This window comes from Aeromonas sp. MR19, from assembly GCF_963899305.1.
Classification (GTDB): Bacteria; Pseudomonadota; Gammaproteobacteria; order Enterobacterales; family Aeromonadaceae; genus Aeromonas; species Aeromonas bestiarum.
The window spans coordinates 886179-898965 of record NZ_CAWQWZ010000011.1 but is presented as its reverse complement, the minus strand read 5'-3'; the positions used below and the strand labels follow the sequence as shown (position 1 = coordinate 898965).

9 protein-coding genes are annotated in these 12787 nt (G+C 62.8%); 4 read left to right on the top strand and 5 right to left on the bottom strand.

Annotation, left to right across the window (positions count from 1 at the left end; all coding sequences use genetic code 11):
* Positions 1-172 precede the first annotated feature (172 nt).
* A complete protein-coding gene (locus AACQ95_RS09760) occupies positions 173-1093 on the top strand; it encodes a LysR family transcriptional regulator (protein ID WP_241278465.1) in 921 nt (306 codons plus the stop codon).
* A gap of 238 nt (positions 1094-1331) precedes the next feature.
* Here the strand turns inward: AACQ95_RS09760 and AACQ95_RS09755 are convergent, their stop codons facing one another.
* Both AACQ95_RS09755 and AACQ95_RS09750 read right to left on the bottom strand, forming a co-directional pair.
* Positions 1332-2687 (bottom strand): TAXI family TRAP transporter solute-binding subunit, encoded by a 1356-nt coding sequence (locus AACQ95_RS09755; protein ID WP_241278464.1) that lies wholly within the window; start codon positions 2685-2687, stop codon positions 1332-1334.
* Between the two features lie 183 nt (positions 2688-2870).
* Positions 2871-4010, bottom strand: a complete 1140-nt coding sequence (locus tag AACQ95_RS09750; RefSeq protein ID WP_241278463.1) for a MalY/PatB family protein — start codon at positions 4008-4010, stop codon at positions 2871-2873.
* Between the two features lie 161 nt (positions 4011-4171).
* Here AACQ95_RS09750 and AACQ95_RS09745 point away from each other — a divergent pair, with 161 nt between their 5' ends.
* A complete protein-coding gene (locus tag AACQ95_RS09745) occupies positions 4172-5344 on the top strand; it encodes an MFS transporter (RefSeq protein ID WP_043135556.1) in 1173 nt (390 codons plus the stop codon).
* A 55-nt stretch (positions 5345-5399) separates the two neighbouring features.
* Here the strand turns inward: AACQ95_RS09745 and AACQ95_RS09740 are convergent, their stop codons facing one another.
* A complete protein-coding gene (locus AACQ95_RS09740; protein WP_241278462.1) occupies positions 5400-6284 on the bottom strand; it encodes a LysR family transcriptional regulator in 885 nt (294 codons plus the stop codon).
* 109 nt (positions 6285-6393) lie between these two features.
* Positions 6394-7149, bottom strand: a complete 756-nt coding sequence (locus AACQ95_RS09735; protein ID WP_043135552.1) for a YciK family oxidoreductase — start codon at positions 7147-7149, stop codon at positions 6394-6396.
* A 223-nt stretch (positions 7150-7372) separates the two neighbouring features.
* On the opposite strand from AACQ95_RS09735, the gene sohB reads away from it, so the two are divergent.
* Positions 7373-8380, top strand: a complete 1008-nt coding sequence (sohB, locus tag AACQ95_RS09730; protein WP_058393651.1) for a protease SohB — start codon at positions 7373-7375, stop codon at positions 8378-8380.
* 64 nt (positions 8381-8444) lie between these two features.
* On the opposite strand, the gene astB is transcribed toward sohB, so the two are convergent.
* On the bottom strand, positions 8445-9782 hold the full coding sequence (astB, locus tag AACQ95_RS09725; protein ID WP_241278461.1) for an N-succinylarginine dihydrolase: 1338 nt from the start codon (positions 9780-9782) through the stop codon (positions 8445-8447).
* 361 nt (positions 9783-10143) lie between these two features.
* Between astB and topA the strand changes: the two genes are divergently transcribed.
* Entirely contained in the window at positions 10144-12765 is a 2622-nt protein-coding gene (gene topA / locus AACQ95_RS09720; RefSeq protein ID WP_043556342.1) for a type I DNA topoisomerase, read from the top strand.
* The last annotated feature ends 22 nt before the right edge of the window (positions 12766-12787 follow it).

The window sequence follows — 12787 nt, the reverse complement described above, 5'->3', positions numbered from 1 at the left end:
CCTAAGACGTTAGGCGTCCATCCTAGGAGGCTGGGGCGGATTAGAAAAATTAATTATCTTTATAATTCCGATAAGAAAACCATATAATCGTGGCGAATTTACCGGCAAGACGCCCAGTGTTGCCGCGCTGGCCCGCGTCATGGGCACAGATGTGGAAAACAAGAGGACCCCCATGCTGGACATTCACTGGCTGCACACCTTCGTTACCCTGGCCCGCCTGCAGCACTTCGGCCAGACCGCCACCGAATTGCACATGACCCAGCCCAACGTCAGCCTGCATCTCAAGAATCTGGAGCAGGCCACCCGGGTCAAGCTGATTGAGCGCAGCCCGTTTCGGCTGACCCAGGCCGGTGAGCGACTGCTGCAAAGCGCCGAGCGTGCCATCAACGAGCTGCTGTTGTGCCAGTCCGATCTCAATGCCCTCAACCAGCTGAGCCAGGGCACGCTGGCCATCGCCGCCAGCGACATCATCTCCCGCCTGCTGCTGATCCAGCCGTTCCAGCGCTTCAAGCAGGCCTTTCCCGGCATCGATCTCACCCTGTTCAACACCACCTCGGATCAGGCGGCCGAGCTGGTCAAGGCCGGCAAGGCGGATCTCGGCTTCGTGATGGCGCAAAAGCGCAGCGAACCGCTGTTCTACACAGAATTGCAGCAGGTGACCTGGTGTGCACTGGGACACGGCTTGGCCCGCTGGCAGGCGAGGGCCAAGGCGGGTGAGAGCGATCCCCTCGACGAGCCGACCCTGATCCTGCTCGGCCACGACACCCGCACCCGCGCCCTGATCGACCCCTCGCTACCCCTGCTCGGGCTGCCGAGCTGCCGCATCATGGAGGTGGGCAGCGTGGATGCCCAGCTCGACTGGGCCGAGGCGGGCTTCGGGGTCGCCATAGTGCCGGACTTCTCGCTCCACCCGCGCCTCAAGCTCACTGCGCCCGTGACCCGTCTGACCGACTTTCCCGGTACCAGCCTGGGGTATGTGGTGCGCCAGAATCAGGTGTTGTCGCGGGCCATCAAGCAGCTGCTGCACTGGGTGGAGGAGGAGATATTGCAGCCCGACGCCCGCCATCAAGCGGCGCCCAGGGCAGAAGGCTGATCAGGCCCGGCGGGACAAGCAGGCGGGATGCCCCTCGGCCCCTCGTGCGCCCGGTTTCACGGCGGGCGCCTGACCGGGGTTGACTGGGCCGGAAGGGAAGATAGCGATCGGCCACAGTGTTGCGGCCCGTGTGCGCATGAGCTGCTACAGAACAAGGTAAAAGGTGCAAGGCAACAGCTGCAATGCAAAAGAAGAGGCCACCCAGACAGGTGGCCTCTTTCGTTGGCGGTACGTGGGATTACTGGAAGGGCACGCTTGCCGAAGGAGTGACCGGCAGGGGCTGGTTCAGGCTGCCACTGGCGGCACTGGGTGCCGCCCCTTGCGTATCGGCGGGTGCCGAGCCGAGTGCGGCCGAGGCGCCTTGTGTGGCTGCAGCGGCCGAAGGTGGCTCCGCCGTCACGGCTTGCGTAGCCAATGCGGCCGAGGGGGCGTCCATAGTCACGGCTTGCGTGGTCTGGGCGGTCGAGACAGGCGCCACCGGCTGGGTTGCCATTGCACCCGAGGTTGCTGCCTGTGCTGCTGCGCTATTCCCGGTGGCCTGCGCCGCCGACTGGGCTGCCAGGGTTGCCGTCGAGCCCTCTGACTCCTGGGGGGTCAGGGATTCGGGGAGCAGTGATGGCGGCGGCAGGACGGCATCCTCCATGCCCGGGTGACGCGGCACCTCGGCCTCCGCCAGCATGGAGTCCAGGGTGAGGGTGGTCAGCGCCGGATGCAGACGGGTGAACTGCTTGAGCCGTGCGGTCAGCACGTTGCGCACTGTGCGCACCTGGGTGTCTGGCAGGCTGTCCAGCGCAACCAGTTCGGCGGTGACGGCGAAGGTGTTGACGCCGCTGGGCTGGCCCGGGTAGAGGTTGGCGCCGATGCGGCCGCGCTGGTAATAAGGGTGGTTCTTGAGCAGGCGATCGATCTGCTCCCCCTCGATGGGAATGATGCGCGCCTTGCAGCGACCGGTCAGATCCCCTATGCCCTGATTGGGGTGGCCCGCCACCATGAAGGCGGCGTCCAGGGTGCCGTCGCAGAGCCCCTCCAGCCGGTTGTTGATGGAGGAGGGAATGACGGGTGCGAAGCTGCTCTCCTGCCAGCCCATGGCATCGAGCAGGGCCTGGCTGGTGACGCGCTCTCCCGACCCCGGATTGCCCAGATCGACCCGCTTGCCTTCGATGTCGGCCAGGGTGTTGATGTTGCTGTTGGCACCGGCGAGCAGGGTCAGCGACTCCTGATGGAGTCGAAACAGGCTGCGCAGCCGGTCGTTGGGCGGCTGGCCCACGAAGGGGCCTGTGCCGTGGGCGGCGTGGTGCACCACATCCGACTGCACCAGCGCCAGCTGGATTTTCCCCTGGCCCAGCTCCTTCAGGTTGGCGAGGGAGCCCGAGGTGCTCTGCACGGCGCAGTGCAGCCCGTGGTTGGCGTTATCTTCGTTCAGCAGGCGGCAGATGGCCCCTCCCGCCGGATAGTAGACGCCGTTGAGCGCCCCCGTGCCTATGGTGAGATAGGCCGGCGTGGCGGCGTGCAGGGGCAGCACCAGGGCTGCAGCCAGCCAGGGCAGGGCGGTACGAGACAGGGTCGACAGGTGGTGCAGGGCGCTTGGCAACATAATGAACCGGATCAATGGCTGATAAAAAGGATGGGCCAAGCCCATCCCGTCTGACATCACGGCCTGCCGCTGTTTGGCGCAGAGCCGGGTTTGCATGGCATGTGCCATTCAAACCCGATCTCATCGCTTATGGCGGCGGCTGGTGCAGCTGACATTCAGCCGCAAAAATATACCCTATTGCCATCAGATGCGAGTCTGGATCGCTTTCTCCATCCGGGCCAGCGCTTCGGTCAGCCGTGCCCGGGTGCAACCGAAGTTGAGCCGCACGAACTGGCCATCGCCGAACTGGGCGCCGGGGGAGAGTCCCACCCCCGCCTGCTCGAAGAAGGCGATGGGATCCTCGAGACCGAGCGCACTGACGTCGATCCAGGCGAGGTAGGTGGCCTGATGGCGCGCCAGCTTGATACCGGGCCAGCGGGCGACCGCCTGCTCGATCAGCGTCAGGTTGGCGGCCAGGTAGTCGAGCTGTTCGCTGAGCCAGGGGTCGCCTCCCTCATAGGCCGCTTCGGCCGCCACGAAGCCCAGCAGGTTGACGTCGGCGCTGATGCCGCGCATCGCCTGTTGCAGCTTGAGGCGCAGGCGGGCGTTGGGCACCACGGCGAAGGCGCAGCACAGACCCGCGATATTGAAGGTCTTGCTCGGAGCCATCATGACGGCGCAGCGCTCGGCTGCTTCCGGGCTGATGGCGCCATAGGGTATGTGGCGGGCATCTTTATCCAGCAGCAGGTCGCAATGGATTTCGTCCGAGCAGACAACCAGATTGTGGCGCTCGGCGATGGCGTCTATGGCTTCCAGCTCCTCGCGGGTGAACACGGTACCGCCCGGGTTGTGCGGATTGCACAGCAGCAGCAGATCCGCCGCCGGGGCCTGACGCTCAAGCTCCTCCAGATCCAGCACCCAGCGACCGGCCTCTTCCACCATGGGCACTGTGAGCAGGGGGCGATCGTTGAACCCGGGTGCCTGCAGGAAGGGGTAGTAGACCGGCTTGGGAGTGATGATGCCGCGGCCGTGCTGGCTCCAGGCCTTGCAGGCAAGGTTTAAGCCGGGTACCACGCCGGGCAGGAAGACGAGCCACTCCGGCTGGATGGTCCAGCCGTAGCGGCTGGCCAGACGCGCCATGATCAGTTCGATCAGCCGGGCAGAGGGGCGCGAGTAACCGAAGATGCCGTGGGCGACCCGCTGGGTGAGGGCCTCGACGACGGCGGGCGGCGAGACAAAGTCGGTGTCGGCTACCCACATGGGCAGCACGTCCTGTCCCTTGTACTTGTCCCATTTCAGACTCATGGTATCGCGACGATCTATTTCCCGGTCAAAATCAAACATGTGAAATCCTTATGCTGGGCAGTGGGCTTTCAATGTACGGGGTCGGGCGCGGGGTCGCAAGCCTTGAGGTGACTCTTGATAATGACATAAAATAAGCGACGCTATTTCATGCACTTGCCGAATTTTGGCCAGTTTTCTTCCCCCCAATCAGTGGTAATCCTATGAGCTTGTTGACCGCCGCTCTGAAGAGGTCGGATCCCGTCTCCCTCTCTTTTTTGGCCGTGACCTTTATGACTGGGGTGGCGGTGGCGCTCCAGGTGCCTACCTTGAGCCTGTTTCTGGCCGAAGAGGTGCAGGTGCGCCCCTTGCTGGTCGGACTGTTTTACACGGTCAACGCCGTGATCGGCATCCTCATCAGTCAGTGGCTCGGCCACCGCTCCGACAGCAAGGGGGATCGCAAGCGGCTGATCCTGCGCTGTTGCTTCGCGGGTGTGGTGCTCTCCCTGCTGTTCGCCTGGAATCGCAACTACTGGTTGCTGGTGAGCCTGGGGGTGCTGCTGGCCAGCCTGGCCGCCACCGCCAGTCCCCAGTTGTTTGCCCTGGCGCGGGAATATGCCGACAGCCGCAACAAGCGGGCGGACATGTTCAGCTCCGTGCTGCGGGCCCAGTTCTCCCTGGCCTGGGTGATTGGCCCCCCCATCGCCTTCGCACTGGCCATCGGCTATGGCTTCGAGGTGATGTATCTCGCCTCCGCCCTGGCCTACCTCATCTGTGCCTTCGTGGTGTGGCGCTGGCTGCCCTCCCTGCCGCTGCCCACGCCAAACAGCGAGGTTGAGCGGGTCAGCAGCTGGAAGGATCCCTCGGTGCGGGCGCTGTTCATCGCCTCCACCCTGATGTGGACCTGCAACAGCATGTACCTCATCAACATGCCGCTCTACATCACCCGCGAGCTGGGGCTGGAGGAGAAGCTGGCCGGTGTGCTGATGGGCACGGCGGCAGCCCTCGAGATCCCCTTCATGCTGCTGGCGGGCTACTACACCCAGCGCTTCGGCAAGCGTCCCATGATGCTGGTGGCCGTGCTGGCCGGGGTGGGTTTCTACGTGGGGCTGGTCACTCTGTCGAGCCAGTCTGCGCTCATCGCGCTGCAACTGCTCAACGCCATCTTCATCGGCATAGTCGCCGGGATCGGCATGTCCTACTTCCAGGATCTGATGCCGGGGCGCGCCGGGGTGGCGACTACCCTGTTTGCCAACAGCATACGCACCGGCTCCATCATGGCGGGGGCCATCGCGGGGACTGTGGCCGAGATCTGGAGTTTTCACGGGGTCTTCATGGTGGCGACGGCACTGGCGCTGGCGGCACTGGGCGCCTGCTGGCGGGTGCCCAATGTGTGAGGCCGGTCTGTGACCTGTTGGCTATGGGTGACGCAGGCTGCCTGACGGCTTGGGCTTACTTGTCGTTGTCGTTCTGATATTCGTTGCGCAGGCAGCGCAGCAGCAGCTCGGTGGCCGGCCCCAGCGAATCCGCTGACGGGGTCAGCAGATAGGTGTAGAGATGGCGCTCGTTGCCGCTTGCCAGATCCAGCGGCACCAGGACGCCGTTGGCCAGCTCCTCCTGCACCAGATGGCGGGGCAGCCAGGCATAGCCGAGGCCGAGTTTGAGCATGGCGATCACTTCGTGGTAGTGGGTCGCCTTCCAGCCGGTGTCGTCCGCATCGTTCCAGTCCACCGAGCGGTGAATGGGGGGATGCAGGCTTATCTGGTTGTGGCTGGCAAGCTCGTCGGTTGAAACGGCCCCGGCCAGGGCGGCGAGGGGATGGTCGGCCGAGCAGAGCGGCAGCAGGCACACCTCGTCCAGCGGCAGGCCGGTGCGATCCTGGGGCAGGTGCTCGGAGAGCATCAGATCCCCCACTTGCAAGGCGTTGAAGTGGCAGTGAATGCGTTCGTGCAGATTGACGCGGCAGCCCCGGCTGCGGGGATAGAAGTGGGCCAGCGCCCGATAGAGGCGCTCCCGTGGCTGCAGCACGGAAACATAGAGGTTGATCTGCGGCTCCCACTGCCGCTCCAGGTTGTTGGCCAGGTTTTCCAGCTCTTCCACCTGCTGGCTGAGCTGACGCGCCCGCTTGAGGAAGATCTCCCCGGCCTGGGTCAATACCGCCTTGCGCCCCCTCACTTCCAGCAGAGGCACCCCCAGACTCTGCTGCAGCTTGGCCACCGCATGATTGAGAGAGGATTGGCTCTTGTTCAGCGCCTCGGCGGCCTGGGCATAACCGCCACAGTCCACCACGGCCTGAAAGATCCGCCATTGCTCAAACGTGCTCTTGGGACGAAACATATCTCAACCTGATCAGGGATCGTATGTGGTAAGGGGCTGCAACGGGGTGCCGGCGGCACCCTATTGAATTTAACCCCATGCGGCGCAGGGTTCCGGTTATTTTGTTGATTTATTTGGGCTGGGCCACAAAGGTCTGGCCGGTTTTGCCACGGCTGTCGGCCCCCATCAGATAGAGATAGAGCGGCATGAGATCGGCTGGCGTCTTGAGCTGCTGGGGATCTTCCGCCGGGAAGGCGCTGGCGCGCATCTTGGTGCGGGTACCGCCCGGGTTGAGGGTGTTGACCCGCACAGCCGTGTTTTCCAGCTCGTCGGCCAGCACTTCCATCATGCCCTCGATGGCGAACTTGGAGATGGCGTAGGTGCCCCAGTAGGCGCGGCCCTTGCGGCCCACGCTGGAGGAGGTGTAGACGATGGAGGCCTCACCGTGCTCCTTGGCGGTCTGGCGGATCAGCGGCAGCAGCGCCTGGGTCAGCAGGAACTCGGATTTGACGTTGACCTGCATCACCTCGTCCCACTCCTGCTCCTGAATGTGTTCGAAGGGGGAGAGGGTGCCGAGCAGGCCGGCGTTGAACAGCACGCCATCGAGGCGGCCAAACTGCTGGGCGAAGGTCTCGGCCATGCCGCGGTAGTGGGCGGCGGTGGCACCTTTCAGGTCCACCGGCACTATGGCGGGCAGGGGATAACCGGCGGCCTCGATCTGGTCATAAACCGCCTCGAGTTTGGCGCTGGTGCGGCCGAGCAGGATCACGGTAGCGCCGTGGGCGGCATAGGTGATAGCGGCTTCGCGGCCTATGCCGTCACCGGCACCTGTGACCAGAATGACCTTGTGCTTGAGCAGATCCCGGGGGGCCTGATAATCGAGCATGACAACTCCTGTTAACAAGTTCGTGGCAGATGCGCGCGGCAATAGAGGGGCAAGTGTACTGACCCCGCACGGCATTTGACCAGTATGAGACGGCAAAAATGTGAAGAAAATAGAGGGGTTGTGATTGCGGAGTGTGTTTTTTGAGCCACTGTCGCAGAGTTTTTGCGCGAGCCCGGCAAACTCCCTAGAATGTGAAAAACTCGAACACTGAGCGGAGCATCAAGTGGCATTTTTGACCGAATATGGCCTGTTCCTGGCCAAGACCCTCACCTTACTGCTGGCCATAGCTGCCGTCATCCTGATGGTGATCAGCAGCCGTCAGCCGAAATCCCGCAAGGGTGAGCTGGTGGTGACCGACCTCTCCAGCGAACTGGAGCAGGGGCGTTACCAGTTGCAGGCGGCGCTGGCCGGCAAGACCGAGCGCAAGCAGCTGGAGAAGGCGCGCAAGGCCGAACACAAGGCCCGCGCCAAGACCGAAGACGAGCGCAGCCGGCTGTTTGTGCTCGATTTCAACGGCAGCATGGATGCCAAAGAGGTGGCTTCCCTGCGGGAAGAGGTGAGCGCCGTGATAGGCGTCGCCCAGTCCGGTGACGAGGTGTTGCTGCGGCTAGAATCCGGCGGCGGCGTGGTCCATGGCTATGGCCTGGCCGCATCCCAGCTGCAGCGACTGCGCGACAAGGGCATCAAGCTCACCGTGGCCATCGACAAGGTGGCGGCGAGCGGCGGTTACATGATGGCCTGCGTGGCAGATCAGATCCTGGCTGCACCCTTTGCCATCGTCGGCTCCATCGGCGTGATAGCCCAGTTGCCGAACTTCAACAAGCTCCTGAAAAAGCACGACATCGAATTCGAGATGCACACAGCTGGCCAGTACAAGCGCACCATCACCATGTTCGGTGAGAACGACGATCTGGGGCGGGAGAAGTTTCGCGAGGAGCTGGGCGCCATCCACGAGCGGTTCAAGGCGTTCGTGGCCGAGCACAGGCCCCACCTCGACATAGACAGCGTCACCACGGGGGAGCACTGGCTGGCGAGTCAGGCCAAGGGGCTGGGGCTGGTGGATACCCTCTGCACCAGCGACGACTACCTGCTGGCCCAGGCCAGCCATCACAAGGTGGTCGGCATCAGCTATCGCAAGCCAAAGAGCCTGACCCAGAAACTGGGCCAGCAGGCCGCCCTGGCGCTGGAGTCGAGCCTGGGTCGTCTATGGCAGCAGAGCCCCTGGCGCTGAGGCCTCGCTTGCACCATGGGCATGAAAAAGCCGGGCACTTGCCCGGCTTTTGCTATCCAGCGACTCAGCGCTGGAAGGGATAGACGGAGCCCAGTTTCAGGATCTGGGTCAGCTCGTCCAGCGCACAGCGGGACTCCTGCACCAGCGCCGGGTCGCGCAGATCGTCCAGCGCCAGGCTGTCGCGGTAGTGGCGATCCACCCAGTTGTCGAGGCGGGCAAACTGGCTGTCGTTGATGAGGCAGGCCGGGTTGACCGCCGCCAGCTCCTGATCGTTCATGGCGACTCTCAGCCGCAGGCAGGCGGGGCCACCGCCGTTGCGCATGCTCTGCTTCACGTCCATGTAGTGCACCTGCTTGATGGGGGTGCCCTGGGCGAGGAGTTGGCCGAGGTAGGCCGATACGGCCGGATTGTCGCGACACTCGGTGGGCGCGATGATCGCCATCTCGCCGGAGGGCAGGGTCAGGATCTGGGTATTGAACAGATAGGATTTCACCGCATCCTGCACCGACACCTCGGCAGTCGGCACCTCGATGAAGTGCAACTCGCCCTCGCCAAACTTATTGCGCACCTCGGCCAGCGCCGACGCCGTGTTGAGGAAGGCCTGCTGGTGGAAGAAGAGCACGTTCTGGTTGCCTACCGCTATCACGTCGTTGTGGAACACCCCCTGATCGATCACCTCCGGATTCTGCTGGATGAAGACGGCGCTCTCTTCGCTCAAACCGTGCAAACGGGCGATGGCCTGGCTGGCCTCCAGGGTCTGGCGGGCCGGGTAGCGTTTGGGGGCGGGCTGGGAGACATCAAAGGCGCTGCGGCCATAGACGAACAGCTCGACCCCGGACTCGCCATAGGCACGGCACAGCCGGGTGTGGTTGGCGGCGCCCTCGTCACCGAAGTGGTCGTTCTCCGGCAGGTGCTGGTGGTGATAGAAGTGGCGATCGTTGTTGAACACGGCGCGCAGTATGCGGCCGGTCACCTCGGGTTCGAGGGAGCGGTGGAACTTGTTGGTCAGGTTGGCGGGGGTGAAGTGAATGCGGCCATCCTGGGTATCGGCACTCGGGGAGACGGTGGCTGCGTTGGCGGTCCACATGCTGGAGGCCGAATAACAGGCGGCCAGCACGGCGGGCGCCTGTTTCGCGGCCTGGGCCAGCACGCTTGCATCATTGCCGGTGAAGCCGAGGCGGCGCAGGGTCGCGAGATCCGGCCGCTCCTGCGGTGCCAGCACCCCCTGGGTCATGCCAAGCTCGGTCAGCGCCTTCATCTTGCGCAGCCCCTGCTTGGCCGCCTCCTTCGGATTGGACGCCTCCTTGGCGTTGCTCTGGGAGGCGACGTTGCCATAGGACAAGCCGGCATAGTTGTGGGTCGGGCCGACCAGGCCGTCGAAGTTGACCTCGAAGTGCTTCATTGCGTACATCCTTTCGATTTTTATATGGGTAGCGGTTCCTTCCGCGCACAAAGCTGCGGGATGCAGCCATTATAAGGAGATTTTGTCTTTTGTAACAAGCTGATAACCAAAGTGGTTTGTTATGTTACAAGAGCGGTTGGTTATGTCGTTTCAAATATAAAAAGGGGGTGGATATAGCATAAAAATAAAAAAGCGGTTGCTTCCCGCGGCTCGGCTTCGCATTAATAAATAAAGAGGTCAGCTGGTTCGGGCGGGTGAGCTAATTTGCTCACAAGATTGCTTTTTCGCGTCAAATCTCTTATACAGCCCCACAAAACCGCACACCAACCCCGTCGGGTGCAATGAGGATAATAGTTACAGCATGGGCAAATCACTGGTCATAGTGGAGTCTCCGGCCAAGGCCAAGACCATCAACAAATATTTGGGCAAGGACTACGTGGTGAAATCCAGCGTCGGTCATGTTCGCGATCTGCCCACCAGTGGCAGCGCCAGCAACGAGCCCAAAAAACCTGTCATTCGCGGCATCAAGCTGAGCGAATCAGAGAAGGCTGCCAAGGATCGCAATGCCCTGTTCTCACGGATGGGGATCAATCCGACCGCAGGCTGGCAGGCCAACTACCAGATTTTGCCCGGCAAAGAGAAAGTGGTCAGTGAGTTGCAAAGTCTGGCCGCCAAGGCTGACACCATCTATCTCGCAACCGACTTGGATAGAGAGGGAGAGGCGATCGCCTGGCACTTGCGCGAGATCATCGGTGGTGACGACAGCCGCTACAAGCGGGTGGTGTTCAACGAGATCACCAAGACCGCGATTCAGGAGGCGTTTGCCCAGCCATCCGAGCTGAACATCCACCGCGTCAATGCCCAGCAGGCTCGTCGTTTCCTCGATCGGGTAGTGGGCTACATGGTCTCCCCCCTGCTGTGGAAGAAGCTGGCTCGCGGTCTCTCCGCCGGCCGGGTACAGTCCGTCGCTGTGCGTCTCATCGTCGATAAAGAGCGCGAGATCAAAGCGTTCGTGCCGGTCGAGTTCTGGGATCTCAACGCCGACCTGCTGACCGGTGACAAGGCCGACCTGCGCATGGAAGTGGTCAGCCGCAACGGCGCCGACTTCAAGCCGGTCACCCAGGCCGAGACCTTTGCCGCCGTGGCCGCCCTGGAAGGGGTCGACTACAAGGTGGTGAACCGGGAAGACAAGCCGACCGGCTCCAAGCCGTCCGCCCCCTTCATTACCTCCACCCTGCAACAGGCGGCATCGACCCGTCTGAGCTTCGGGGTGAAGAAGACCATGATGATGGCCCAGCGTCTGTATGAAGCGGGCTACATCACCTACATGCGTACCGACTCCACCAACCTCAGCAAAGAGGCGGTCGAGGCGCTGCGGGAATATATCGGCGAGCAGTATGGCGCCGCCTATCTGCCGAGTGAACCGAATCTCTACGGCTCCAAGGCCGGTGCCCAGGAGGCTCACGAGGCGATCCGTCCCTCCAGCGTGTTGGTCACGGCCGAGATGCTGGAAGGCATGGAGCCGGATGCGATGCGGCTCTATGACCTGATCTGGCGCCAGTTCGTGGCCTGCCAGATGACCCCGGCCCAGTACGATTCCTCCACCCTGACCGTCAAGGCCGGTGAGTTCGAGTTGAAGGCCCGTGGTCGCACCCTGCGCTTCGCCGGTTGGACCAAGGCGCTGCCACCCATGGGTCGCAAGGGCGACGACAGCCAGTTGCCGGCGGTGACGGTGGGCGAGATCCTCAAACTGGTCAAGCTGGATCCCCGTCAGCACTTCACCAAGCCGCCTGCGCGTTTCACCGAAGCGGCCCTGGTGCGCGAGCTGGAAAAACGCGGCATTGGCCGTCCTTCCACCTACGCCTCCATTATCTCCACTATCGTGGATCGCGGTTATGTGCGGGTCGAGAGCCGCCGTTTCTTCGCCGAGAAGATGGGTGAAATCGTCACCGACCGTCTGGTCGAGAACTTCGTCGAGCTGATGAACTACGAGTTCACCGCCAAGATGGAAGACAAGCTCGATGGCATAGCCGAAGGCAGCCTGGAGTGGAAGAAGGTGCTGGATGCCTTCTACGAAGAATTTACTCAGGAGCTGGCAAAAGCGGATCGGGACGCGGAAGAGGGGGGCATGCGTGCCAACCAGATGGTGCTGACCGACATCGACTGCCCGGATTGCGGCCGCAAGATGGGCATTCGTACCGCCACCACAGGCGTCTTCCTCGGCTGCTCAGGTTACGCCCTGCCGCCGAAAGAGCGCTGCAAGAAGACCATCAACCTGGTCTCCGCCGACGAATTCGTCTCCGCCACCGACGGTGACGAGGCCGAAACCGAGGCGCTGCGCGCCAAGCACCGCTGCGGCGTCTGCGGCACCGCCATGGACGCCTACATCATTGACGACAGCCGCAAGCTGCACGTCTGTGGTCGCAACCCGGATTGCGATGGTTACGAGATCGAGAAGGGCCAGTTCAAGCTCAAGGGCTACGAAGGGCCGAGCATAGAGTGCGATCGCTGCGGATCCGAGATGCAGCTCAAGAACGGCCGTTTCGGCAAGTACATGGGTTGCACCAGCGAGACTTGCAAAAACACCCGCAAGATCCTGAAAAACGGCGACATAGCGCCGCCGAAGGAAGATCCTGTACCGCTGCCCGAGCTCAAGTGCACCCAGTCCGACGCCCACTTCGTGCTGCGTGACGGGGCGGCCGGCCTGTTCCTGGCTGCCAGCAACTTCCCGAAATCCCGCGAGACCCGTGCGCCTCTGGTGGAAGAGCTCAAGCGCTTCAAGGATCGCCTCTCGCCCAAGCACCAGTACCTGGCCGACGCCCCGGCGTCAGATCCTGACGGTAACGCCTCCATCGTGCGCTTCAGTCGCAAGACCAAGGAGCAGTACGTGATGACCGAGGTCAACGGCAAGGCAACGGGCTGGACGGCGCACTACGACAACGGCAAGTGGCAGGAGAGCCTGGCCAAGTCGAAGAAGGCCTGATGGCGCGCAGTTCACACTATGA

What these genes read in the sequence shown, in the direction of transcription:
- AACQ95_RS09760 (WP_241278465.1), top strand. Translation starts at nt 173, where the DNA reads ATGCTGGACATTCACTGGCTGCACACCTTCGTTACCCTGGCCCGCCTG.
- AACQ95_RS09755 (WP_241278464.1), bottom strand. Translation starts at nt 2,687, where the DNA reads ATGTTGCCAAGCGCCCTGCACCACCTGTCGACCCTGTCTCGTACCGCC.
- AACQ95_RS09750 (WP_241278463.1), bottom strand. Translation starts at nt 4,010, where the DNA reads ATGTTTGATTTTGACCGGGAAATAGATCGTCGCGATACCATGAGTCTG.
- AACQ95_RS09745 (WP_043135556.1), top strand. Translation starts at nt 4,172, where the DNA reads ATGAGCTTGTTGACCGCCGCTCTGAAGAGGTCGGATCCCGTCTCCCTC.
- AACQ95_RS09740 (WP_241278462.1), bottom strand. Translation starts at nt 6,284, where the DNA reads ATGTTTCGTCCCAAGAGCACGTTTGAGCAATGGCGGATCTTTCAGGCC.
- AACQ95_RS09735 (WP_043135552.1), bottom strand. Translation starts at nt 7,149, where the DNA reads ATGCTCGATTATCAGGCCCCCCGGGATCTGCTCAAGCACAAGGTCATT.
- astB (WP_241278461.1), bottom strand. Translation starts at nt 9,782, where the DNA reads ATGAAGCACTTCGAGGTCAACTTCGACGGCCTGGTCGGCCCGACCCAC.
- topA (WP_043556342.1), top strand. Translation starts at nt 10,144, where the DNA reads ATGGGCAAATCACTGGTCATAGTGGAGTCTCCGGCCAAGGCCAAGACC.